This window comes from Pseudomonas shirazensis, assembly GCF_014268785.2.
GTDB classification, from domain to species: domain Bacteria; phylum Pseudomonadota; class Gammaproteobacteria; order Pseudomonadales; family Pseudomonadaceae; genus Aquipseudomonas; species Aquipseudomonas shirazensis.
The window spans coordinates 881424-901550 of record NZ_JABWRD020000002.1; the positions used below are offsets into that span (position 1 = coordinate 881424).

Here is a 20127-nt window from a genome sequence, read left to right on the forward strand (position 1 = left end):
TTTACATCAGTCTTCCAGCAGCTCTTCAGCAGTACCGAGGATGTTCTCCAGGGTAAAGCCGAATTCCTCGAACAGCGCCGAGGCCGGAGCCGATTCGCCGTAAGTGGTCATGCCGATAACGCGACCCTCGAGGCCAACGTACTTGTACCAGAAGTCGGCATGGGCAGCCTCGATGGCGATCCGTGCACCGACCTCAAGCGGCAGCACAGCCTGCTTGTAGCTGGCGTCCTGGGCATCGAACACGCTGGTGCATGGCATCGAGACGACGCGGACCTTGCGGCCTTGCTCGCTCAGTTGGTCGAACGCCTGTACAGCCAGGCCTACTTCGGAACCGGTAGCGATGAGGATCAGCTCAGGCTCGCCAGCGCAGTCCTTGAGCACGTAACCGCCGCGCTCGATGTCGGCGATCTGTTGCGCATCGCGCTGCTGATGTTGCAGGTTCTGACGCGAGAAGATCAGCGCCGAAGGGCCGTCCTTGCGCTGCAGCGCGTGCTTCCAGGAAACCGCCGACTCGACCGCATCGGCCGGGCGCCAGGTGTCCAGGTTCGGCGTGCTGCGCAGGCTGGTCAGCTGCTCGATTGGCTGGTGAGTCGGGCCGTCTTCGCCCAGGCCGATCGAGTCGTGGGTGTAGACGTGGATGACGCGCTGCTTCATCAGAGCCGACATGCGCACGGCGTTGCGGGCGTATTCCATGAACATCAGGAAGGTCGCGCCGTAAGGCACCAGGCCGCCGTGCAGGGCGACGCCGTTCATGATCGCGGTCATGCCGAATTCGCGCACGCCGTAGAACACGTAGTTGCCGCTGGCATCAACGGCGTCGACGCCTTTGCAGCCTTTCCACAAGGTCAGGTTGGAGCCAGCCAGGTCAGCCGAACCGCCGAGGAACTCGGGCAGCAGCGGGCCGAAGGCGTTCAGGGCGTTCTGGCTGGCCTTGCGGCTGGCGATAGTTTCACCTTTGGCAGCAACTTCGTTGACGTAGGCCTGAGCCTTGGCCGAGAAGTCGGCAGGCAAGTCACCGGCCATACGACGTTTGAACTCGGCAGCCAGCTCTGGGTGAGCAGCGGCGTAAGCTTCAAAGCGCTGGTTCCACTCGGCTTCTGCCTTGGCACCGGCCGCCTTGGCGTCCCACTCGGCATAGATGTCGGCCGGGATTTCGAACGAGCCGTAGTTCCAGTTCAGCTCTTTGCGGGCCAGGGCGATTTCGTCATTGCCCAGCGGCGCGCCGTGGCAGTCTTCCTTGCCCTGCTTGTTCGGCGAACCGAAACCGATGATGGTCTTGCAGCAGATCAGGGTCGGACGATCGCTCTTGCGCGCCGTCTCGATGGCCATCTTGATTTCTTCGGCATCGTGGCCGTCGACGTTGCGGATCACCTGCCAGTTGTAGGCTTCGAAGCGTGCCGGGGTGTTGTCGGTGAACCAGCCGTGGACTTCGCCATCGATGGAGATGCCGTTGTCGTCGTAGAACGCCACCAGCTTGTTCAGGCCCAGAGTGCCGGCCAGCGAGGCGACTTCATGGGAGATGCCTTCCATCAGACAGCCATCGCCGAGGAACACGTAGGTGTTGTGGTCGACGATGTTGTGGCTGTCACGGTTGAACTGCGCCGCCATGACTTTTTCGGCGAGGGCGAAGCCGACCGCATTGGCCAGGCCCTGGCCGAGTGGGCCAGTGGTGGTCTCGACGCCCGGGGTGTAGCCGAACTCAGGGTGGCCCGGGGTGCGGCTGTGCAGCTGACGGAAACCTTTGAGGTCTTCGATCGACAGGTCGTAGCCGGTCAGGTGCAGCAGCGAATAGATCAGCATCGAGCCGTGGCCGTTGGACAGCACGAAGCGGTCACGGTCGGCGAAGCTCGGGTTGCTCGGGTTGTGCTTCAGGTAGTCGCGCCAAAGCACTTCGGCGATATCCGCCATGCCCATTGGGGCACCGGGATGGCCGCTGTTGGCCTTTTGCACGGCATCCATGCTGAGGGCACGAATGGCGTTGGCACGATCACGACGGCTGGGCATCGCTAAGTCTCCTGGGGGCTTGAATAAGTTATGAAGCGCAAAAAAGACGACCATTTTCCCCCACAGTCGGCTCCGGGGCAATGACGGATGGTCGCAGTTGGGTGTTTTTCCTGTGATTGATGAGCGATTCGCGAGAATAGACGGTGGTTCGGACTGACTCGGGCCATCCATCGTCCAATATCAAAACTTTTTGATATTGCCCTTGCGAGGGCAACCTTGCCTGACTAGACTGCCGCGCTATGAATCTTCCCGCGCAACCATTGGCCCTGCAACGCAGCGACGACCTGGCAGCTTTATGCAAAGCCAGCGGCGACGAGCTGCGCCTGCATGTATTGCGCGCGCTGGCCAGTGACTCGTTCGGCGTGCTCGAACTGGCGCAGATCTTCGACGTCGGCCAGTCCGGCATGAGTCATCACCTCAAGGTGCTGGCCCAGGCCGAACTGGTGGCCACGCGCCGCGAAGGCAACGCCATCTTCTATCGGCGCGCCCTGCCTGACAGCCTGCGTCCCGGTGGCCGGCTGCATACGGCACTGCTTGAAGAGGTCGACGACCTCGCGTTGCCGGCCGCAGTGCAGGCGCGCATTGCCCAGGTGCAACAGCGCCGTGCCGCTACCAGCCAGGACTTCTTCCTGCGTGTGGAAGAAAAGTTTCGTGCCCAGCAGGACTTGATCGCCGGCTTGCCGCAGTACCGCGAGAGCCTGCTGGCACTGCTCGACAAACTCAGCTTCGGCGCTGACGCCAGTGCCCTTGAAGTCGGCCCGGGTGACGGTGGTTTTCTGCCCGACCTGGCCCGGCGCTTTGCCAGCGTCACGGCGATGGACAACAGCCCGACCATGCTCGAGCTGGCGCGCCAGGTCTGTGAACGAGAAAGCTTGAGTAATGTAAACCTGCAGTTGGCCGATGCATTGGGTGCAACGGATGTGACAGCCGACTGCGTAGTGCTGAACATGGTCTTGCACCATTTCAGCGATCCGGCCCAGGCCCTGCGCCTGCTGGCCAAACGGGTAAAGGCAGGCGGCAGCCTGCTGGTCACCGAACTGTGCAGCCATGATCAGCATTGGGCCCGCGAGGCCTGCGGCGATCTCTGGCTGGGCTTTGAGCAGGATGACCTGGCCCGTTGGGCCCGGGCAGCAGGGCTGGCTCTCGGAGACAGCCTGTATGTGGGCTTGCGTAACGGTTTCCAGATCCAGGTCCGCCATTTTCAGCGGACGGCTGGCGACATCACCATCGGTAAATTTTAGGAACCCGTCGAGATGAGCGAATACTCCCTTTTCACCTCCGAGTCCGTGTCTGAAGGACATCCGGACAAGATCGCCGACCAGATTTCGGACGCGGTCCTGGACGCCATCATCACCCAGGACAAGTTCGCCCGTGTGGCCTGCGAAACCTTGGTCAAGACCGGTGTTGCCATTATTGCCGGCGAAGTCACCACCTCGGCCTGGGTCGACCTCGAGCAGATCGTGCGCGACGTCATCGTCGATATTGGCTACAACAGCTCCGACGTCGGCTTCGATGGCGCGACCTGCGCGGTGATGAACATCATCGGCAAGCAGTCGGTCGATATCGCCCAGGGCGTTGACCGCTCCAAGCCTGAAGATCAAGGCGCCGGCGACCAGGGCCTGATGTTCGGCTACGCCAGCAACGAAACCGACGTGCTGATGCCAGCACCGATCTGCTTCTCGCACCGTCTGGTCGAGCGCCAGGCCGAAGCACGCAAGTCCGGTCTGCTGCCATGGCTGCGTCCGGATGCCAAGTCGCAGGTCACCTGCCGCTATGAAGGCGGCAAGGTTGTTGGTATCGACGCAGTCGTGCTGTCGACCCAGCACAACCCTGAAGTCTCGCAAAAAGACCTCAAAGAAGCTGTCATGGAGCTGATCGTCAAGCACACCCTGCCTGCCGAACTGCTGCACAAAGATACCCAATTCCACATCAACCCGACTGGCCAGTTCATCATCGGTGGCCCGGTGGGCGACTGCGGCCTGACCGGGCGCAAGATCATCGTCGACTCCTACGGCGGCATGGCCCGTCACGGCGGCGGCGCGTTCTCCGGCAAGGATCCATCCAAGGTTGACCGTTCGGCGGCCTACGCCGGTCGTTACGTCGCCAAGAACATCGTGGCTGCCGGCCTGGCCGAGCGTTGCGAGATTCAGGTTTCCTACGCCATCGGTGTTGCTCAGCCGACCTCGATCTCGCTGAATACCTTTGGTACCGGCAAGATTTCCGATGCCAAGATCGTCCAGCTGGTGCGTGAGTGCTTCGACCTGCGTCCTTATGCAATCACCACCATGCTCGACCTGCTGCACCCGATGTATCAGGAAACTGCGGCCTACGGTCACTTCGGCCGTACCCCTGAGCAGAAAACCGTGGGTGACGACACCTTCACCACCTTCACCTGGGAACGCACCGACCGCGCCCAGTCGCTGAAGGACGCTGCTGGCCTGTAAGCTTTCTTACAGCCACAGACGAAAGCCCCTGCCGAGTACTCGACAGGGGCTTTTTTGTGACATATCGCCTGACAAACTGGCCCAGCGTTGGTCCGCTTACGCGCTTAGGCTGAGGGTTCCGAATCGCCTGGCAAGGATGCTGGCCATGATGCTGAAACTGCTGCTGTATTTGCTGTCGCTGTTGTACCTGTCGGGTGCTCAGGCCGCCGCTTGCCCCGCCTGGCCTGGCGAGCGGGCGCAACAAGAGGTCGAACAGTTGCGCCAGTCACTGGCAACGTGGGATGACCACTACCATCGCCAAGGTATCGCGCTGGTCGATGATGAACTCTACGACCAAAGCCGGCAGCGCCTGCTGGACCTGCAACAGTGCTTTGCCATCAATGCCAGTGACGACCCGCTGGCCAGCGCGCGCGGCCCGCTGGCGCACCCGACTGTTCATACCGGCGTCGCCAAGCTGCGTGATGAGCAGGCCGCCGCACAATGGCTGCGCGGTAAACAGGCCGTGTGGATTCAGCCCAAGGTCGATGGGGTGGCGGTCTCGCTGGTTTACCGACAAGGTCGGTTGGTGCAATTGCTGAGCCGCGGTGACGGCGTCCACGGGCATGACTGGAGCCGGCACCTGCCGTACCTCTCGGGCATCCAGCGCGAACTGCCACGCGCCCTCGATCTGGCGCTGCAGGGCGAGCTGTACCTGCGCCTGGACAACCACGTGCAGGCAGCCGCCGGTGGGCGCGGCGCACGTGGGAGTGTCGCCGGCGTGATGGCGCGCAAGCAGCTCAGCGCGCAATTGGGCGCGGATATCGGCCTGTTCGTCTGGGATTGGCCCGAGGGGCCAGCTACACAGGCAGAACGGCTCAGTGCACTGACTGCACTAGGCTTCAGCGACAGTCAGCAGTACAGCGTCGCCATCGATACCTTCGAGCAGGCCGCTCACTGGCGCCAGCACTGGTATCGATCAGCCCTGCCGTTCGCTACTGACGGAGTGATCCTGCGCCAGGATCAGCGCCCCGCCGCAGAGCGTTGGCAGGCCAATGCGCCGTACTGGATTGCAGCCTGGAAGTATCCGCTGCGCCAGGCACTGGCCGAAGTGCGCGAGGTGCAGTTCAAGGTTGGCCGCACCGGGCGCATCACGCCTCTGTTACAGCTGAAACCGCTGCAGCTGGATGATCGCCAGGTCAGTCAGGTCAGCCTCGGGTCGCTGGCACGCTGGCAAGCGCTGGACATCCGCGCAGGCGATCAGGTGGCAATAAGCCTGGCCGGCTTGACCATTCCGCGGCTGGAGTCCGTGGTGCACCGCAGCAGCCAGCGTGCGCCGGTACAGGTCCCGGAACCGGGCCGCTACCACTCGCTCAGCTGCTGGCAGGACAGCCCCGCCTGTCGCCAGCAGTTTGTCGCCCGCCTGCACTGGCTGGGCGGCAAGCAAGGCCTGAACATGCCTGGGATGGGCGCGGCAACCTGGACTCAGTTGGTCGACAGCGGCCTGGTCAGTACGCTGGACGATTGGCTGAACCTGGACCGGGAGCAGTTGCTGGGTGTTGCGGGCATCGCTGAAACGCGCGCCGAACAGCTGCTCGAGGCGTTCACCCAAGCCCGCCAGCAACCTTTCCAGCGCTGGCTACACGGCCTGGGTATGCCTGCGCCGCGCCGCCTTGAGCCAGGCCCTGACTGGCAGGCCTTGGCGAGCAAAACCGCACGAGAATGGCTGCAGGAGCCCGGGATCGGCAACGGCCGTGCCGAGCAGTTGCAGGCATTTTTCAGTGACGACGCAGTGCAATTACTGGCCGCGCAGTTACGCCATCACACAATCAAGGGTTTCTAATTTTGCCGGATCAGGGCAGCATTTCCCTTTTCGCTGCCCTGCACCCGACTGGAGTCCCCGATGAAACTGATCTCTACCCTCGCCCTGTCCGCCTTGCTTGGCCTCACTGCCCACGGCGCGCTGGCTGCCGAGCAGACCGAGCTCAAAGGTTGCGCCGCCAAGAAGCAAGCGATCAGCGAACAGATCGAGCAGGCACGTGCCCACGGCAACAGCAACCAGCAGGCTGGCCTTGAAAAAGCCCTGAGCGAAGTGACTGCCAATTGCACCGACAGCAGCCTGCGCAAAGAGCGCGAGCAGAAGGTGCTGGATGCGCGTCACGAAGTGAACAAGCGCACCAAGGATCTGGACAAGGCCATGAAGCGCGGCGACTCCGAGAAGATCAACAAGCGTAAAGACAAGCTTGCCGAATCGAAAAAGGAGCTGCAGGAAGCGCTCGACGATCTGGAAAAGTGACCACTCCGACGCCACGCTGAACCGTGAGCGCGCTGCCGGCGTCAGCGCGGCCTAGTGGTTACGAAATTCGGTGTGGCAGGCCTTGCAGGCCGCTTCGACCTTGTCCATAGGCGCTTGCAACTGCGCTGCGTTCAGCGGTTTGTTGCTGCTCGCGGCAACCAGTTTGCCGGTCACGCCTTCCAGTTGCCGGGCCAGCTCCTCGAAGCGCGCCTGGCGCTGCCAGACCTCGGCCCGCGCACTGCTGTCGCCGCCGTCCTGAACCTGCACAAAATGCTTCCAAGGGGCATGCGCCAGGCCATCGAGCTTGATGGCACCGGCAGCGAACTTGTCGCCATCGAACGGCAAGCGTCCGCGCAGCATGCCGCCAAGGTCTTCGCTGGTGTTGAGCATCTGTTTGAAGATCGCCTTGCGCTGCCCGAGCGGTGAGTTAGGATCGACACGGTCGCAGCCCAGCAGGGCCAGGCTGGCTACCAGCAGCACGGTGAAACATTTGAACATCACGGTCACATTGGCATCGGGAGAGGGCCGACAGTATCCTCGCCTGCTCGACAAAGACCAATACCCTTACAGAAAACAGGGGCAGCCACGCCGCCGCCCGCTCAAGGATTCAACCATGAAATCTGCACTGCGCCACCTCGCCTGGGCGCTGCCTGCCCTGGCCCTGCTGGCCGGCTGCAACGGCGGTGACAGCACCAAGCCTGAGCCCCACGCCATTGCCACCTATGCCCCCGCCACCTGGAAAGACCTGCCCAGCGTCAGTGATGCTGATCTGTTGGCGGGCTTTCAGGCCTGGCGCGTCGGCTGCGAGAAGCTCAAGCGCGATACGGTCTGGGCGGCGACCTGCGAGGCGGCGCTACGCATTCCTGACGATGCCGCCCAGGCCCGCGCGTTTCTCCAGCAGAACCTGCAGGTGTACGGCCTGCGCTCGGCCGAGAACAACGCTACCGGGCTGATCACCGGCTATTACGAGCCGGTCTACCCGGGCAGCCTGACCCGCACTGCGGCTGCCCAGGTGCCGGTATATGGCGTGCCGCAGGACATGATCGTGGTCGATCTGGCGAGTATTTACCCTGAGCTCAAGGGCAAGCGTCTGCGCGGGCGCCTGGAAGGCCGCGTGCTCAAGCCCTACGACACCTCGGAAAGCATCTATCGTGATGGCGTCAACGCACCTGTGCAGGCCTGGCTGACGGACCCGATGGACCTGCAATTTCTGCAGATTCAGGGCTCTGGCCGGGTTCAGTTGGAAGACGGGCGCCAGTTGCGCCTGGGTTACGCCGACCAGAACGGCCACCCGTATCGGCCGATTGGCCGCTGGCTGATCGAACAAGGCCAGTTGAAGAAAGAAGATGTCAGCATGGGCGCGATTCACGCCTGGGCCCAGGCCAACCCGCAGCGGGTACCGGAGTTGCTGGCGAGCAACCCCAGTTACGTGTTCTTCAGCACCCGGCCGGACAGCAACGAAGGCCCGCGCGGCTCGTTGAACGTGCCGCTGACCGCAGGGTACAGCGTCGCCATCGACCGCAAGGTGATCCCGCTGGGCAGCCTGCTGTGGCTGTCGACCACCCGCCCGGATGGTTCACCCGTGGTGCGCCCGGTCGGCGCGCAGGATACCGGCGGGGCGATCACCGGCGAAGTACGTGCCGACCTGTTCTGGGGTACCGGACCGCAAGCCGGTGAGTTGGCCGGCAACATGAAGCAGCAAGGGCAGATCTGGATGCTCTGGCCCAAAGGTCAGCCATTGCCTGAGCTACCCAAAGTCCCCTGAGCCAATCGCCCCCCTGTAGGAGCGGCCTTGTGTCGCGAAAGGCCCGCATAGCGGGCCCGGCAATTTCGGCGGCGAAGCTGAGATCTGGGGCCGCTGCGCGACCCTTTTGCGACACGAGGCCGCTCCTTGTATCTCGACTTTCGCTTCCAAAGAAGCGAAAGTTCTCGACTGATCATCGAGGGAAGGTCATGAAGCCGAGCCGCTCCTAGGGCATCGAGCCCGCATTGTAGATGGTGCTCTGACCTTCCAACCCCACTCGACAAGTCCGAACGGTATCTAGTGCCCGCCTCCGGCGTGAGCACGCATTCACAAGGTAGAACAGAGTGCTGGGTGATCGACTTTCGTAGTTTGAAGGAGAGGATCATGTCCATTTTTGTTGGCGTTGATGTTGCCAAAAGATCTTTCGACATTGCCACCACGTTGACCAACGGGAAGAAGCGCACCAAGGCAAAGCTTCCCAATGATTCCGCAGGGTTTGCCCAGTTCAGCGACTGGCTTGAGCGTCACGCAGGACCCGGAACCTGGATTGTCATGGAGGCCACGGGCACCTATCACGAAGCGCTTGCCGAGCACTGCCACGACCAAGGCTATCGGGTGTGCATTCTGAACCCGGCGGTGATTGCGAAATTCGCTGATGTGGAGCTTCGCCGCGTCAAAACCGATAGGGCTGACGCGAAGGTAATTGCTGCCTACAGCCAACAGAACGCCGACTCGCTTCGCCAGTGGGAGCCTGAGCCGCCAGCACAGCGCCGCTTGCGTGCTCTGGTGCGCCGACTGGACGACCTCAAGGAAATGCGCCAGATGGAGCAGAATCGCTTGGATGTCGCACAAGATGCGGTGAAGCAATCGATTCAAGACGTGATCGGGCACATCATCAAAGAGCTGGAAAAGACCAGAAAAGCCATTGAGCAGACGATCGATGACGATCCAGATCTGCGCGGGCGGCGCGACCTGATTACCTCGATCGACGGTCTGGGCGAGACCACCGCCGCGTTGCTGTTGGCCGAGCTGGGCGATCCCCTGAAATACCAAAGCCCATCTGCAATTGTCGCCTTCTCAGGCCTGAACCCCGTGATGCAACAGTCGGGCGAGTTCACAGGCCAGAGCACCATTTCGCGCACAGGCGCCTCAAGGTTGCGAGCGGGCCTGTGGATGTCGGGCACCGTCTCGATCAGGCATAACCCAGTCGTAAAGGCACTGGCAGAGCGTTTGAGCAGCCGGCACAAGGCCTACAAGCAGATCGTGTGTGCGGCAATGCGCAAGCTGCTGCATCTGGTTTACGGGGTGGTGAAGTCGGGCAAACCGTTTGACCCCCAAATCGCCCTTGCGGGGTGAGGGTCAAGACGGTATCTACAGGGACGGTGTAGTGGCTGGGTTACGCGGAAACCACAAAGAACGCCACGATCAGCGCCAACCCGGCAAACCACACTATCGAGCGCAATATCGCCCAATCGGCCAGGTAGCAGATGATGAACAGCAACCGGCTGGTGATGTACATCACCCCCAACACATCCTGGGTCACTTGCTCGGCGTTGCCGACGATATCAGCCACCAGTACCGCCGCCGCAAAGGCCGGGAACGCTTCATAGCTGTTCTGCTGGGCCGCATGGGCGCGGCGTGGCAGCCCTGACAGCGTGTCCAGAAACGCACGCGGATCGTGGTTGTGCTGCATGCCGAAACGGCCGCTGCTGAGTTTGGCGATCAACGCACACAGCGGCGGCAGGATCATCGCGATCAAAATGCACCACAGGGCAACGGTCATGGACAGAATTCCTTGTTCAAAAGAGTTGGATTCAGAGCTTCATCACCAGCATGCCTGCCAGCACCAGCCCGCAAGCTAAGAGCCTCGGTCCGCCGAAAGGTTCTTTGAGGTAGCGCATGCCCAGCAGCACCACCAGAATTACGCTGATCTCGCGCAACGCCGCCGCCTCGGCCACCGACCCCAGGTGCATCGCCCACAGCACCAGAGCGTAGCTGGCCAGCACGCAAACACCGACCGCCAGGCCCAGCCGCCATTGGTTACGCCAGAACTGCACGAACGGTGCACGCCGAGCGCTGCCGGCCAGCAGCGGAAACGGCCAGGTACTGAGCAAGGTCAGCCACACCAGATAATCCCAGGGTTTGCCCCACGCACGCACGCCCTGGCCGTCGAACCAGGTGTAGCAGCCTATGCACAGCCCGATCAGGCCCACCACCGGCAACATCGACCACGGCAAGCGCGCCCCGCCGCCGCCCTGCCAGAGCAGGCAGGCCATACCACACGGGATCAGCAAGATGCCGATGATCTGCTGATCGCTGAGGGTCTCGCCGGCAAACGCCAGAGTAAGACCCAGCACCACCAGCGGTGACAAACCGCGCATCAGTGGGTAAACCAGACCCAGGTCGCCCACCCGATAGGCCTTGATCAGCAAGACCCGGTAGATCTGCTGGGCCAGCGCCGAAACCAGCAGCCAGGGCCAGATTTCGCCAGGCGGGAAATCGACGAACCACACAGCCACCACAGCGAACAGCAACGCTACCGAGTCCATGCTGGCGATCACCAGCAGCCGTTCGCCACTGAACTTGACCAGGGTGTTCCAGATGGCATGCAACAGGGCTGCGACAAGGACAAGAACGGTTGCCAGCACGCGAGGTTTCCTTGGAGGGCTCAGACTCAGAGGTCGGCACAATATAGCGGGTTACGCGGCGGACAGGGCCAGGGCGCCCTTGTACATATTTTGAACGATTCGGACATTTCTGGTCATAGAGTGTGTCCCACGCCCCCTGCTGGACCATCAAACCTCTGACCCGAGCGATTCGGGTCCGACTTGGAAGCCACTTTTTACAGGATTCGGGATGCTTGAACTTGTTGCCGCTTTTATCTGCCTGACCACCCTCCTTACCTATGTCAACTATCGCTTCATTGGCCTGCCGCCGGCCATCGGTGTCATGGTCACGGCGCTGCTGTTCTCGTTGATTCTGCAGGGTCTGAGCCTGATCGGCTTTCCGGGCCTGGAAGAACGCGTCGAAGGCTTGATGAACCAGATCGACTTCAATGACCTGCTGATGCACTGGATGCTGGCCTTCCTGCTGTTTGCCGGCGCCCTGCACGTCAACCTCAGCGATCTGCGCAGTTACCGTTGGCCGATCGGCCTGCTGGCGACCATCGGCGTGCTCATCGCCACCGTGGTCATCGGTTTTCTCGCGCACTGGGTGTTCGCCTTGTTTGGCTGGCACATCAGCCTGATCTACTGCCTGCTGTTCGGCGCATTGATCTCGCCGACCGATCCGATCGCCGTGCTCGGCGCGCTGCGTACGGCCAACGCCTCCAAGCCGCTGAAGACCACCATCGTTGGCGAGTCGCTGTTCAACGACGGCACGGCGGTGGTGGTGTTCACGGTATTGCTCGGCATCGTCCAGCTGGGCGAGACGCCAAGCATCTCCGAGACCGCACTGCTGTTCGCCCGCGAAGCCATCGGCGGGATCGCCTTCGGCGGCCTGATCGGCTATGCGACCTATCGCATGATCAAGAGCATCGACCAATACCAGGTCCAGGTCATGCTGACTCTGGCGCTGGTCATCGGCGGCTCGGCAATGTGCTACGAGCTGCATGTCTCGGCACCGATCGCGATGGTGGTGGCCGGCCTGATCATCGGCAACATGGGCCGCAACCTGGCCATGAACGACATGACCCGGCGCTACATGGACGGTTTCTGGGAGCTGATCGACGACATGCTCAATGCCTTGTTGTTTGCCCTGATCGGCCTGGAGCTGTTGCTGCTGCCGTTCAACTGGATGCACCTGGCCGCCGGTTCGGTGCTGGCCCTCGCCGTGCTGATGTCGCGCCTGCTCACGGTGGCGCCGGCAATTCTGCTGTTGCGGCGCTGGCGCAGCGTGCCGCAGGGCACCATTCGCGTGCTGACCTGGGGTGGTTTGCGTGGGGGCGTGTCGGTGGCGCTGGCATTGTCGTTGCCGCTGGGTGAAGAGCGTGATTTGCTGCTGTCGATCACCTACATCGTGGTGCTGTCGTCGATCCTGATCCAGGGTCTGAGCATTGGTCGTGTGGTGAGCAAGGTTAGCGTTCAGCCTTGAGATTGCTGGGGCCGCTTTGCGGCCCCAAAAAATCACTCGACTGCAGAGTCGGGAAACTGATCCTGCACGTACTTGATCTCGGTGCGCCCATGCGCAGCCGGCAAGCCATCGTCACCCAGGTTGACGAAGACCATCTTGTCGACGGTGAGGATGCTCTTGCGGGTGATCTTGTTGCGTACTTCGCACTTGAGGGTGATCGAGGTGCGGCCAAACTCGGTGGCAGTAATGCCCAGCTCGATGATGTCGCCCTGGCGCGAGGCGCTGACGAAGTTGATCTCCGAGATGTACTTGGTCACCACCCGCTGATTGCCCAGCTGGACGATGGCGTAGATCGCCGCTTCCTCGTCGATCCAGCGCAGCAGGCTGCCGCCGAACAGAGTGCCGTTGGGGTTGAGGTCTTCGGGTTTTACCCATTTGCGGGTGTGGAAGTTCATCATTGCTCCTACCAGCTTTGGCTAACGTGCAGTCATGATGGCAGAGCCTGCCGCAGGGCTCCATTGATCATCGACTATCGTCGCGATTAATCGACAGAAAACCTTGGGCCTGATCGCCCTGCCCGGCTATAATCAGCGCCGTTTAACATGGCCACCCGCCGCGGTGCCATGCCCGCCACCTGTCCGAGGGGCGCTGCAGCAGGTTCGACCTGTCAGGCTCGGATGGGGCGTTGTCCGCTCAAGTGGACGCTCAACGCACAACGGCGCCCATTCGCACACTACGAATGGAGGCTCTTCATGAGCGCTGTAAACACGCCTGCTGGTTTTACCGATTTCAAAGTCGCTGATATCTCCCTGGCCGCCTGGGGCCGTCGCGAAACCATCATCGCCGAATCGGAAATGCCGGCACTGATGGGCCTGCGCCGCAAGTACCTCGAAGAGCAACCGCTCAAGGGTGCGAAAATCCTCGGCTGCATCCACATGACCATTCAGACAGCAGTGCTGATCGAAACCCTGGTTGCCCTGGGTGCCGAAGTGCGCTGGTCGTCCTGCAACATCTTCTCCACCCAAGACCAGGCCGCTGCGTCCATCGCCGCTGCCGGTATCCCGGTATTCGCCTGGAAAGGCGAGACCGAGCAAGAGTACGAGTGGTGCCTGGAGCAGACCATCCTCAAGGATGGCCAGCCATGGGATGCCAACATGATCCTCGACGACGGCGGCGACCTGACCCAGCTGCTGCACGACAAGTACCCGCAGGTTCTGGATCGCGTCCACGGCGTTACCGAAGAGACCACCACCGGTGTTCACCGTCTGCTCGACATGCTGGCCAAGGGCGAGCTGAAAGTCCCGGCGATCAACGTCAACGACTCGGTCACCAAGAGCAAGAACGACAACAAGTACGGCTGCCGTCACAGCCTCAACGACGCTATCAAGCGCGGCACCGACCACCTGCTGTCGGGCAAGCAGGCGCTGGTCATCGGCTACGGTGACGTCGGCAAGGGCTCGGCCCAGTCGCTGCGTCAGGAAGGCATGATCGTCAAGGTTTCCGAAGTTGACCCGATCTGCGCCATGCAAGCCTGCATGGACGGCTTCGAGCTGGTTTCGCCGTTCATCGACGGTATCAACACCGGCAGCGAAGCCTGCATCGACAAGGCTCTGCTGGGCAAGATCGACCTGATCGTGACCACCACCGGTAACGTCAACGTCTGCGATGCGAACATGCTCAAGGCGCTGAAAAAGCGCGCTGTAGTGTGCAACATCGGCCACTTCGACAACGAAATCGACACCGCTTTCATGCGCAAGAACTGGGCATGGGAAGAGGTCAAGCCGCAGGTGCACAAGATTCACCGCACCGGCGCTGGTGACTTCGATCCGCAGAACGACGACTACCTGATCCTGCTGGCCGAAGGCCGTCTGGTCAACCTGGGCAACGCCACTGGCCACCCAAGCCGGATCATGGACGGCTCGTTCGCCAACCAGGTGCTGGCACAGATCTTCCTGTTCGGGCAGAAGTTCGCTGACCTCTCGGCCGAGAAGAAAGCCGAGCGTCTGACCGTAGAAGTGCTGCCGAAGAAACTCGACGAAGAAGTTGCTCTGGAAATGGTCCGCGGCTTCGGCGGCGTGGTCACCCAGCTGACCTCGCAGCAGGCCGAATACATCGGCGTCACCGTCGAAGGCCCGTTCAAGCCGGACGCCTACCGCTACTAAGCGAGTGACCCGCGGCAGGCATGCTTGCCGCGGGCAGTCCATGCAATTGAATGACGCCAAGCCAGACCGGCCTTCACCGCTCTGGCTTTTACTTGCAGATTGCAGCTGAAGGCGCGCTACTGGCGTTGGCTGCATGAGGAACGAACGATGTCCGAAGAACGCCGTTACAGTTTCGAGTTTTTCCCGACCAAGACCGAAGCCGGTCACGAAAAGCTGATGGCCGTTGCTCGCCAGCTGGCTGGCTACAATCCTGATTTTTTCTCCTGCACCTACGGCGCTGGCGGTTCGACCCGCGACCGCACGCTGAACACCGTGCTGCAGCTGGAACATGAAGTCAAAGTCGCCGCCGCGCCGCACCTGTCCTGCGTCGGTGATTCCAAGGCCGACCTGCGCGGCTTGCTCAGCGAATACCAGGCTGCCGGCATCAAGCGGATCGTCGCCCTGCGCGGTGATTTGCCGTCGGGCATGGGCATGGCCTCGGGCGAACTGCGCTACGCCAGTGACCTGGTCGAGTTCATCCGCCAGGAAAGCGGCGATCACTTCCACCTGGAAGTTGCCGCCTACCCCGAGATGCACCCACAGGCGCAGAACTTCGAAGCCGACCTGAGCAACTTCGTGCGCAAGGTCAAGGCCGGTGCCGACAGCGCCATTACCCAGTACTTCTTCAACGCCGACAGCTATTTCTACTTCGTCGAGCGCGTACAGAAGATGGGCGTGGATATCCCGGTAGTGCCCGGCATCATGCCGATCACCAACTACAGCAAGCTGGCGCGCTTCTCCGACGCCTGTGGCGCCGAGCTGCCGCGCTGGATCCGCAAGCAACTTGAAGCCTATGGCGACGACAGCGCGAGCATCCAGGCCTTTGGCGAAGAAGTGATCAGCAACATGTGCGAGCAACTGCTACAAGGCGGCGCACCAGGGTTGCACTTCTATACCCTGAACCAGGCCGAACCGAGCCTCGCGATCTGGAACAACCTCAAGCTGCCACGTTGATGCCTGAGCGGCCGACAAGGCCGCTCCCGGCTGCATCAGCTCTAGCCTGGGTGTTTACAACAATCGGCATTTGTACAAGCGCCGCTCACTGTTCATCGCCCGATGGACGGCGTACTCTCACGCCATGTCGCTTCTGCCCCGCCTACTCTGCCTGTTGCTTGTTTGCCTGAGCTGTTCGGCTCAGGCCGAACGCCTGCGCGTGGTCAGCGATGACTGGGCGCCTTATGTCTACGAACACAACGGCCAGCCGCAGGGTATCCAGTACGAGGTTGCCAGCGAGGTGTTCAAGCGCCTCGGTGTGCAGGTCGATTGGGAGCTCATGCCGTGGAAGCGCTGCCTGGCGATGGTCGAACAGGGCCAGGTCGATGGCGTGCTGGGGATTTTCCAGAACGATGCGCGCAAGGTGTACATGGTGTTCCCGGACGAACCACTGTCTGAAGTCGAGTTCGTTTTGCTGGGCAAACGCGGCCAGCACCGCGCCGTCAAGCGACTGGAGGACCTCGCCGGGCTGACCCTCGGCACCTCGCCGGGCTATGACTATGGCGCGGCATTCAATCAGTCAACTTTGTTCAAGCAAGAGCCGGCACAGACCCATGAGGCCAACCTCGGCAAACTGATGCTTGGCCGCATCGATCTGGTGGTAACCGACAGTCGCGTCGGGCGCTACCTGCGCCGGCAGATGGGGCTGCAGCAGCAAACTGAACAATTGCCGCTGCTGATCGATCGGCAAAACCAGTATCTGGGTCTGGCGCGCAAGCCCGGGCGCGAACAACTTGCTCGCTCGTTTGCCGAAGAACTGCGCCGTTTCAAGCAAGAACCCGCCTACGCGCAGATGATCGCTCACTTCGAAGACGACCTTGGAGTGCTGCCTGGCGCCGTTGAGCAGCAGGAACGCAGCACACTTCGCTAGCTCTGTTATACTCGGGCCTTCCCGCCAGGCTCACGCCCGGACGCTCGGTCTTCATCCAGGCATCTCGATCATCGCCAACGCGCTCCACAGCGCAGGCCCGATGTTTCTCTGATGCGCAGTGGACACCAAGCTGGACCGGACGCGATCGCATCCCTCAGATGCCCGTCGCGCCAGGCAGATCACCCTATAGGGCCTAGCCCCCACCAGAACAGGATTGCCCATGTCCTTTGCTTCCCTCGGTCTCTCCGAGGCACTTGTCCGCGCTATCGAAGCAGCGGGCTACACCGAGCCTACCCCAGTGCAACAGCGGGCCATCCCCGCCGTGTTGCAAGGTCGCGACCTGATGGTCGCCGCACAGACAGGTACTGGCAAAACCGGCGGTTTCGCCCTGCCGATCCTGGAGCGTCTGTTCCCGGGCGGCCACCCAGACAAATCCCAGCGCCACGGCCCGCGTCAACCGCGGGTACTGGTGCTGACGCCGACCCGTGAACTGGCGGCTCAGGTGCACGACAGCTTCAAAGTGTATGCACGCGACCTCAGTCTGGTCAGCACCTGCATCTTTGGCGGTGTCGGCATGAACCCACAGGTTCAGGCCATGGCCAAAGGCGTCGACGTACTGGTGGCCTGCCCTGGCCGCCTGCTCGACCTGGCCGGTCAAGGCAAGGTTGACCTGTCCCGCGTCGAAATCCTGGTCCTCGATGAAGCCGACCGCATGCTCGACATGGGCTTCATCCATGACGTCAAGAAGGTCCTCGCCCGCCTGCCGGCCAAGCGCCAGAACCTGCTGTTCTCGGCGACCTTCTCCAAAGACATCACCGACCTCGCCGACAAGCTCCTGCACAACCCCGAGCGCATCGAAGTCACGCCGCCGAACACCACGGTCGAGCGTATCGAACAGCGCGTCTACCGCCTGCCGGCGAGCCACAAGCGTGCCCTGCTGGCGCACTTGATCACCCTCGGTGCGTGGGAACAGGTGCTGGTCTTCACCCGCACCAAGCATGGCGCCAACCGCCTGGCCGAGTACCTTGAAAAGCACGGCCTGCCGGCCGCAGCGATCCACGGCAACAAGAGCCAGAACGCACGCACCAAGGCCCTGGCCGACTTCAAGGCCAACGAAGTGCGCATCCTCGTCGCAACCGACATTGCTGCGCGTGGCCTGGACATCGATCAGCTGCCGCATGTGGTCAACTTCGAGCTGCCGAACGTCGAGGAAGACTACGTACACCGCATCGGCCGTACTGGCCGTGCCGGTCGTTCAGGTGAAGCCATCTCGCTGGTTGCCCCGGACGAAGAGAAACTACTCAAGAGCATCGAGCGCGTCACTCGCCAGAAGATCCAGGACGGCGATCTGATGGGCTTTGACGCCAGCACCGTCGAAGTCGAGAAGCCTGAAGTCCGTGAGCGCCCGCAGGCCAACGGCCGCGGTGGTCGTAACCAGCCTCGCGGCGATGCCAGCAAAGACAGCAACGGCGGACGCAAGGACAAGGGCAAGGACAAAGGCCGCGCCAAGCAGAGCAGCGCCGCTGAAAAGCCGGCCGACAAGCCTGCAGGTGAGCGTCAGCAGCAGCCGCGCAAGCCACGTGAGAACAAGCCGCGCCAGCCACAGGGCGAGCGCCGCGAAGCGTCGGCGCCAGCCAACGGTAATGGCAACGGCAACCGTGACCCGGAAGCGTTCCTCGACGACGATGTGGATAACTTCGGTAACAAGGCCGACTACGTCAGCCCGTACCAGAATGGCAAGAACCAAGGCCGCAACCGTCGCCCAGGCGCTGCAGCTGGTGCCGGCCAAACCCAAGGCAGCGGCACTCGAGGTGCAGGTGCTGGTGCGCCAGCCAAAGGCCGCAGTAACAACGGCGGCAGCGGCCAGCCGCGTCAGGGTGCTGGCGACAAGCGTCCACGCAGCAACAACGGCAGCAACGCTGGTGGTGGCCGTCGCGACGGCAACCCGGGCCGTAACCGCCCAGCCCGTGACGACAGCGCTCGTCAAGAACCAGCAGTACGCAACCCGCGTGAATCGCAAAGCCAGCCGGTGATCATCCGCAAGGAGTCCAAACTCGAGCGCTACCCAACGCCTGAGCAGCTGGAAGACTTGCCGAGCCGCCCGCGTGGCGAGCGCCCGGCCCTGCTGACCCGTAATCGCTGATTACGGATTTGCAGACATGAAAAAGCCGCCCTTATGGGCGGCTTTTTCGTTTGCGGCTGATTACTTCTGCTTCACGCCTTCAACACTGATATCCAGATCCAGTGTCTGCGAGGTTGGGCCTGGGCCCTTGATGCCGAAATCGTTCAGGTTCAGGGTAGTGGTGGCGTTGAAGCCAGCGCGCTCGCCGCCCCATGGATCCTTGCCTTCACCGTTGAAGGTAGCCTTGAAGGTTACCGGCTTGGTCACGCCGTGCAGGGTCAGGTCGCCGGTCACATCAGCGGTCTTGTCACCGGTCGATTTGACTGCGGTGGAGACGAACTTGGCCTCTGGATACTTGCTGACGTCCAGGAAGTCCTTGCTCGCGATGTGCTTGTCACGTTCGGCGTGGTTCGACCACAGGCTGGCGGTCTTCAGGTCGACGTTGATCTTGCTGGCTTCAGGCTTGGCCGAATCCCAGGTAAAACTACCGTCGAAGTCTTTGAAAGTACCGTGGATGAAGCTGTAGCCCAGGTGGCTGATCTTCCAGTCAACGAACGCGTGCTGGCCTTCCTTGTCGATCTTATAGTCAGCAGCCATGGCCTGACCAGCGGCGAACAGAGCGGTACCGAGCGCCAGAGCGGCAAAAGTCTTTTTCAACATCCTTTCGATTCCTTGCAATTGAGGTTGAGGGTCAAGCTTTGCGGCCCAGCATACGAGTCAGGGTCGCGTCACGGTCGATAAAATGGTGTTTCAGTGCAGCCAGGCCATGCAGGACGGCGAAAATCACCAGCCCCCAGGCCAGGTAAAAATGGATCACTCCAGCGGTGTCAGCCTGGTCGGGCAGGTTGCTGAGCAATGCCGGCACATCGAATAGGCCAAACATCGAGATCCCCGCGCCATCGGCGGTAGAGATCAGGTACCCGGCGATCATTACCGCAAACAGCCCTGCGTATAAAGCCAGGTGGCCCAGTTTGGCTGCAACGCGGGTGAAGCGGTCATGGCTGGCCAGCACTGCCGGCGGCGGACTGATGAAACGCCACAGCACCCGCAGCAGCATTACCGCCAGCAACACCAGGCCAATACTTTTATGCAGATCCGGGCCGGCCTTGCGCCACGGGTCGTAGTAGTCGAGATCGACCATCCACAGGCCCAGAGCAAACAGCCCGAAGACTGCCAGCGCTACACCCCAGTGCATGACCATGCTGACCAGGCCGTAGCGAGTTGAAGAATTGCGTACTTGCATGTTGGCGGCGCTCCCCCTTGAAGCTGCGTACAGACTAGCGCGAAACGTATCGAATAAAAGCGGAAAAAACTGCTTTGGTAGATCGAATTAATCGATGCTTATTCTCTCGACCGGTTATTAAGGAAACATTAACCCTAGACCAGCCCGGTACGCTCGCAAAAT

At 61.7% G+C, this 20127-nt stretch carries 18 protein-coding genes and 1 riboswitch; of the genes, 11 read left to right on the forward strand and 7 right to left on the reverse strand.

Annotation, left to right across the window (positions count from 1 at the left end; all coding sequences use genetic code 11):
- Positions 1-6: 6 nt before the first annotated feature.
- A complete protein-coding gene (gene tkt / locus HU736_RS15315; RefSeq protein ID WP_186700712.1) occupies positions 7-2004 on the reverse strand; it encodes a transketolase in 1998 nt (665 codons plus the stop codon).
- Positions 2005-2243: 239 nt separating this feature from the next.
- Between tkt and HU736_RS15320 the strand changes: the two genes are divergently transcribed.
- The 4 genes from HU736_RS15320 (at position 2244) to HU736_RS15335 (ending at position 6720) form a co-directional block, all read left to right on the forward strand.
- Entirely contained in the window at positions 2244-3245 is a 1002-nt protein-coding gene (locus HU736_RS15320) for an ArsR/SmtB family transcription factor (protein ID WP_181089555.1), read from the forward strand.
- Between the two features lie 12 nt (positions 3246-3257).
- On the forward strand, positions 3258-4448 hold the full coding sequence (gene metK, locus HU736_RS15325) for a methionine adenosyltransferase (RefSeq protein WP_103435795.1): 1191 nt from the start codon (positions 3258-3260) through the stop codon (positions 4446-4448).
- Positions 4449-4593: 145 nt separating this feature from the next.
- Entirely contained in the window at positions 4594-6267 is a 1674-nt protein-coding gene (gene ligB / locus HU736_RS15330) for an NAD-dependent DNA ligase LigB (RefSeq protein WP_103435794.1), read from the forward strand.
- Positions 6268-6327: 60 nt separating this feature from the next.
- On the forward strand, positions 6328-6720 hold the full coding sequence (locus tag HU736_RS15335; protein ID WP_186700714.1) for a DUF1090 domain-containing protein: 393 nt from the start codon (positions 6328-6330) through the stop codon (positions 6718-6720).
- Between the two features lie 51 nt (positions 6721-6771).
- On the opposite strand, the gene HU736_RS15340 is transcribed toward HU736_RS15335, so the two are convergent.
- Positions 6772-7218: a c-type cytochrome gene (locus HU736_RS15340; RefSeq protein ID WP_186700716.1), complete on the reverse strand. Its 447-nt coding sequence runs from the start codon at positions 7216-7218 to the stop codon at positions 6772-6774.
- A gap of 115 nt (positions 7219-7333) precedes the next feature.
- Between HU736_RS15340 and mltA the strand changes: the two genes are divergently transcribed.
- Together mltA and HU736_RS15350 are read left to right on the forward strand one after the other, a co-directional pair.
- A complete protein-coding gene (mltA, locus tag HU736_RS15345) occupies positions 7334-8485 on the forward strand; it encodes a murein transglycosylase A (RefSeq protein ID WP_103435791.1) in 1152 nt (383 codons plus the stop codon).
- Between the two features lie 363 nt (positions 8486-8848).
- Positions 8849-9820, forward strand: coding sequence for an IS110 family RNA-guided transposase (locus HU736_RS15350; RefSeq protein WP_217862381.1), 972 nt, complete (start codon positions 8849-8851; stop codon positions 9818-9820).
- Between the two features lie 40 nt (positions 9821-9860).
- Here the strand turns inward: HU736_RS15350 and HU736_RS15355 are convergent, their stop codons facing one another.
- Complete coding sequence (locus tag HU736_RS15355; RefSeq protein ID WP_186701196.1) at positions 9861-10247, reverse strand: MAPEG family protein; 387 nt, start codon at positions 10245-10247, stop codon at positions 9861-9863.
- 31 nt (positions 10248-10278) lie between these two features.
- Entirely contained in the window at positions 10279-11112 is an 834-nt protein-coding gene (locus tag HU736_RS15360; RefSeq protein ID WP_103435789.1) for a DMT family transporter, read from the reverse strand.
- Between the two features lie 208 nt (positions 11113-11320).
- On the opposite strand from HU736_RS15360, the gene HU736_RS15365 reads away from it, so the two are divergent.
- Positions 11321-12556 (forward strand): cation:proton antiporter, encoded by a 1236-nt coding sequence (locus tag HU736_RS15365; RefSeq protein WP_103435788.1) that lies wholly within the window; start codon positions 11321-11323, stop codon positions 12554-12556.
- A gap of 32 nt (positions 12557-12588) precedes the next feature.
- Here HU736_RS15365 and HU736_RS15370 read toward each other — a convergent pair whose 3' ends face one another.
- Complete coding sequence (locus tag HU736_RS15370; RefSeq protein ID WP_016489524.1) at positions 12589-12990, reverse strand: acyl-CoA thioesterase; 402 nt, start codon at positions 12988-12990, stop codon at positions 12589-12591.
- A gap of 179 nt (positions 12991-13169) precedes the next feature.
- Positions 13170-13266, forward strand: a riboswitch (S-adenosyl-L-homocysteine riboswitch).
- 21 nt (positions 13267-13287) lie between these two features.
- Here HU736_RS15370 and ahcY point away from each other — a divergent pair.
- From ahcY to rhlE2, 4 genes are all read left to right on the forward strand, one after another.
- The gene (gene ahcY / locus HU736_RS15375) at positions 13288-14697 is read left to right on the forward strand and encodes an adenosylhomocysteinase (protein WP_103435787.1); all 1410 of its coding nucleotides are present in this window, start codon (positions 13288-13290) and stop codon (positions 14695-14697) included.
- A gap of 147 nt (positions 14698-14844) precedes the next feature.
- Positions 14845-15690, forward strand: coding sequence for a methylenetetrahydrofolate reductase [NAD(P)H] (gene metF / locus HU736_RS15380; protein ID WP_101315758.1), 846 nt, complete (start codon positions 14845-14847; stop codon positions 15688-15690).
- A gap of 124 nt (positions 15691-15814) precedes the next feature.
- Positions 15815-16600: a substrate-binding periplasmic protein gene (locus tag HU736_RS15385; protein ID WP_186701197.1), complete on the forward strand. Its 786-nt coding sequence runs from the start codon at positions 15815-15817 to the stop codon at positions 16598-16600.
- 220 nt (positions 16601-16820) lie between these two features.
- Complete coding sequence (gene rhlE2, locus HU736_RS15390; protein ID WP_103435785.1) at positions 16821-18743, forward strand: RNA helicase RhlE2; 1923 nt, start codon at positions 16821-16823, stop codon at positions 18741-18743.
- Between the two features lie 60 nt (positions 18744-18803).
- Here rhlE2 and HU736_RS15395 read toward each other — a convergent pair whose 3' ends face one another.
- Both HU736_RS15395 and HU736_RS15400 read right to left on the reverse strand, forming a co-directional pair.
- A complete protein-coding gene (locus HU736_RS15395) occupies positions 18804-19382 on the reverse strand; it encodes a YceI family protein (protein WP_101315752.1) in 579 nt (192 codons plus the stop codon).
- 31 nt (positions 19383-19413) lie between these two features.
- Positions 19414-19965, reverse strand: coding sequence for a cytochrome b (locus HU736_RS15400; RefSeq protein WP_186701198.1), 552 nt, complete (start codon positions 19963-19965; stop codon positions 19414-19416).
- Positions 19966-20127: the final 162 nt, after the last annotated feature.

Excerpts from the sequence above, each read along its gene's own strand:
- tkt (WP_186700712.1), bottom strand. The coding sequence starts at position 2,004 with ATGCCCAGCCGTCGTGATCGTGCCAACGCCATTCGTGCCCTCAGCATG.
- HU736_RS15320 (WP_181089555.1), top strand. The coding sequence starts at position 2,244 with ATGAATCTTCCCGCGCAACCATTGGCCCTGCAACGCAGCGACGACCTG.
- metK (WP_103435795.1), top strand. The coding sequence starts at position 3,258 with ATGAGCGAATACTCCCTTTTCACCTCCGAGTCCGTGTCTGAAGGACAT.
- ligB (WP_103435794.1), top strand. The coding sequence starts at position 4,594 with ATGATGCTGAAACTGCTGCTGTATTTGCTGTCGCTGTTGTACCTGTCG.
- HU736_RS15335 (WP_186700714.1), top strand. The coding sequence starts at position 6,328 with ATGAAACTGATCTCTACCCTCGCCCTGTCCGCCTTGCTTGGCCTCACT.
- HU736_RS15340 (WP_186700716.1), bottom strand. The coding sequence starts at position 7,218 with ATGTTCAAATGTTTCACCGTGCTGCTGGTAGCCAGCCTGGCCCTGCTG.
- mltA (WP_103435791.1), top strand. The coding sequence starts at position 7,334 with ATGAAATCTGCACTGCGCCACCTCGCCTGGGCGCTGCCTGCCCTGGCC.
- HU736_RS15350 (WP_217862381.1), top strand. The coding sequence starts at position 8,849 with ATGTCCATTTTTGTTGGCGTTGATGTTGCCAAAAGATCTTTCGACATT.
- HU736_RS15355 (WP_186701196.1), bottom strand. The coding sequence starts at position 10,247 with ATGACCGTTGCCCTGTGGTGCATTTTGATCGCGATGATCCTGCCGCCG.
- HU736_RS15365 (WP_103435788.1), top strand. The coding sequence starts at position 11,321 with ATGCTTGAACTTGTTGCCGCTTTTATCTGCCTGACCACCCTCCTTACC.
- HU736_RS15370 (WP_016489524.1), bottom strand. The coding sequence starts at position 12,990 with ATGAACTTCCACACCCGCAAATGGGTAAAACCCGAAGACCTCAACCCC.
- ahcY (WP_103435787.1), top strand. The coding sequence starts at position 13,288 with ATGAGCGCTGTAAACACGCCTGCTGGTTTTACCGATTTCAAAGTCGCT.
- metF (WP_101315758.1), top strand. The coding sequence starts at position 14,845 with ATGTCCGAAGAACGCCGTTACAGTTTCGAGTTTTTCCCGACCAAGACC.
- HU736_RS15385 (WP_186701197.1), top strand. The coding sequence starts at position 15,815 with ATGTCGCTTCTGCCCCGCCTACTCTGCCTGTTGCTTGTTTGCCTGAGC.
- rhlE2 (WP_103435785.1), top strand. The coding sequence starts at position 16,821 with ATGTCCTTTGCTTCCCTCGGTCTCTCCGAGGCACTTGTCCGCGCTATC.
- HU736_RS15395 (WP_101315752.1), bottom strand. The coding sequence starts at position 19,382 with ATGTTGAAAAAGACTTTTGCCGCTCTGGCGCTCGGTACCGCTCTGTTC.
- HU736_RS15400 (WP_186701198.1), bottom strand. The coding sequence starts at position 19,965 with ATGCAAGTACGCAATTCTTCAACTCGCTACGGCCTGGTCAGCATGGTC.